The organism is Amycolatopsis rhizosphaerae, from assembly GCF_007713715.1.
GTDB lineage: Bacteria > Actinomycetota > Actinomycetes > Mycobacteriales > Pseudonocardiaceae > Amycolatopsis_E > Amycolatopsis_E rhizosphaerae.
Map to the genome: position 1 here is coordinate 1 of NZ_VJWX01000705.1, position 2731 is coordinate 2731.

General features: G+C 68.0%; 1 protein-coding gene and 1 pseudogene. One reads left to right on the forward strand and one right to left on the reverse strand.

Features of this window, described 5'->3' with window-relative positions:
- Positions 1–2 precede the first annotated feature (2 nt).
- Positions 3–1811 (reverse strand): proteasome ATPase, encoded by a 1809-nt coding sequence (arc, locus tag FNH05_RS35800; protein ID WP_144593274.1) that lies wholly within the window; start codon positions 1809–1811, stop codon positions 3–5.
- A 507-nt stretch (positions 1812–2318) separates the two neighbouring features.
- Between arc and FNH05_RS38585 the strand changes: the two are divergent.
- Positions 2319–2731 (forward strand): annotated as a pseudogene (locus FNH05_RS38585) (hypothetical protein); the annotation flags it as partial.

Below are 2731 nucleotides of genomic sequence, written 5' to 3' on the forward strand. Positions count from 1 at the left end.
GTCTAGAGGTACTGGCCGGTGTTGGTCGCGGTGTCGATCACGCGGCCGGAATCCTGGTTCTTGCCGGTGACGAGCGTGCGGATGTAGACGATCCGTTCGCCCTTCTTGCCGGAGATCCGGGCCCAGTCGTCCGGGTTGGTGGTGTTGGGCAGGTCCTCGTTCTCCGCGAACTCGTCCACGATCGCGTCGAGCAGGTGCTGCACCCGCAGACCGGGCTGCTTGGTCTCCAGCACCGACTTGATCGCCGACTTCTTCGCCCGGTCCACGATGTTCTGGATCATCGCGCCCGAGTTGAAGTCCCGGAAGTAGAGGATCTCCTTGTCCCCGTTGGCGTAGGTGACCTCGAGGAACCGGTTCTCGTCCGTCTCCTCGTACATGCGCTCGACGGTGTGCTGGATCATCGCGTCGATCGTGGCCTGGCTGTCCCCGCCGAACTCGGTGAGGTCGTCGGCGTGGATCGGCAGGCCGGAGGTGAGGTACTTGGAGAAGATGTCCTTGGCACCCTCGGCGTCCGGACGCTCGATCTTGATCTTCACGTCGAGCCGGCCCGGCCGCAGGATCGCCGGGTCGATCATGTCCTCCCGGTTGGAGGCACCGATCACGATGACGTTCTCGAGCCCCTCCACACCGTCGATCTCCGACAGCAGCTGCGGCACGATCGTGGTTTCCACGTCCGAGGACACGCCGCTGCCCCGGGTGCGGAAGATCGACTCCATCTCGTCGAAGAAGACGATCACGGGCGTGCCGTCGGAGGCCTTCTCCCTGGCCCGCTGGAAGATCAGGCGGATGCTCCGCTCGGTCTCCCCGACGAACTTGTTCAGCAGCTCCGGGCCCTTGATGTTGAGGAAGTACGACTTCGCCTCGGCGGCGCCGGCGTCCCCTCGGGCCTCCGCCACCTTCTTGGCCAGCGAATTCGCCACCGCCTTGGCGATCAGCGTCTTCCCGCAGCCCGGCGGGCCGTAGAGCAGCACACCCTTCGGCGGCCGCAACTCGTACTCGCGGTAGAGGTCGGCGTGCAGGAACGGCAGTTCGACAGCGTCCCGGATCTGCTCGATCTGCCTGCTCAGGCCCCCGATGTCCTCGTAGCGGACGTCGGGCACCTCTTCCAGCACGAGATCCTCGACCTCGGCCTTGGGCACCCGCTCGTAGGCGTAGCCCGCCTTCGAGTCGACGAGCAGGGAGTCACCCGGCTTGAGGGGCTCCTCGGCCAGGGGATCCGACAGCCAGACCACCCGTTCCTCGTCGGCATGCCCCACGACCAGCGCGCGGGCGGTGCCGCCTTCGGTGACCGGGGCGAGCACCTCGCGCAGGGCGCAGACCTCGCCCGTGCGCTCGAAGTCGCCGCCTTCCACCACGGTGAGGGCCTCGTTCAGCCGCAGCGCCTGGCCGCGCCGCAGCGACTCGATCTCCACCGCGGGGGACACCGAGACCCGCATCTTGCGGCCCGCGGTGAACACGTCGACCGTGTTGTCCTCGTAGGCCTGGACGAACACTCCGTACCCGCTGGGCGGCTGGGCGAGGCGGTCGACCTCCTCGCGGAGTGCGAGCAGCTGACCGCGGGCCTCGCGCAAGGTCTCGACCAGCTTGCTGTTCCGCTCGGTGAGCTGGGCAACCCGCTCGGACGCCTCCGCGAGACGCTGTTCCAGCACACGGTTCTGTCGGGGTGAATCGGTCAGTTTCCTCCGCAGCAGTGCGACTTCCTCCTCGAGGAAACGTAGCTGCCGCGCCTGCTCGTCGGACGTCGTTCCAGCTCCAGTCGTCTCTGAAGGGTCGGCTTCTTCATGCCGACCTCCGGGAAGGTCGTGTTGCATGTCGGCACCTCCTCGGAGTGCTTTTCATCCACGGTACCGGCGATCACCGACATGAAAAGGCCTATCCGCATCACAGGATTGGCGCGTCGCACCGGATGCACGAACGAACGCCGAACGCAAGCGCCCGTCACGGTGCCAGGTGAACCGGCGGGAAGGCTACGTTCCGTAAGCATCGGTGAACACAGCGCGGCCGAGCGGGTTGTGCGCTCTCCACCCATGTCACGACCACCCAACCGAGCCTTTACGGGACGTTCACGTACGGCTTCCCCCTCGGATCGTGCTCAAACCGGAGGGGAGCGGTGTCCGCCGGGAAGGTCGTATGGGTGTCCCCCCGGACCGCGCCCGCGGGCACCGGAGACGCTGGGCGATCAGCACGAAGGCGCGCCGCTACGATCCCTGGCGTCACCGCAACCGACTCAGACCCTGAATTCTGCCTTCCCGCGAACCGGACCGCGTTCCCGTGCGTCAAAGGTGGGCACTTCACCGACCTCCGAGGGGGACCCGCTCATGACGTACCCGCCGACCGGCCCATACGGCCAGCCCGGCCAGCCCGGACCGTACGGACAGCCCGGCCAGCCCGGGCAACCTGGACAACCCGGCCAGCCTGGACAACCCGGCCAGCCCTATCCCGGCGCGGCCTTCCCTCCCGGCGGCTCGCAGCCCCAGCCGGGCGCTTTCCCCGGCGGCCCTCAGCAGCCGGGTGGTTTCGGCCAGCAGCCCGGGCCGTACGGCCAGCCCGACCAGCAGTGGGGCGGCTACCCGGGCGGCACTCCCGACCTGCCGCCGCAGAAGAAGAAGACCGGCCTGATCGTCGGGATCGCCATCGCCGCGGTGGTCCTGATCGGCGGCGGGGTCACCGCCCTGATCCTGCTGACCGGCAACTCGAAGAACACCTCGGGGGGGACCGCCCAGGGCGCGCC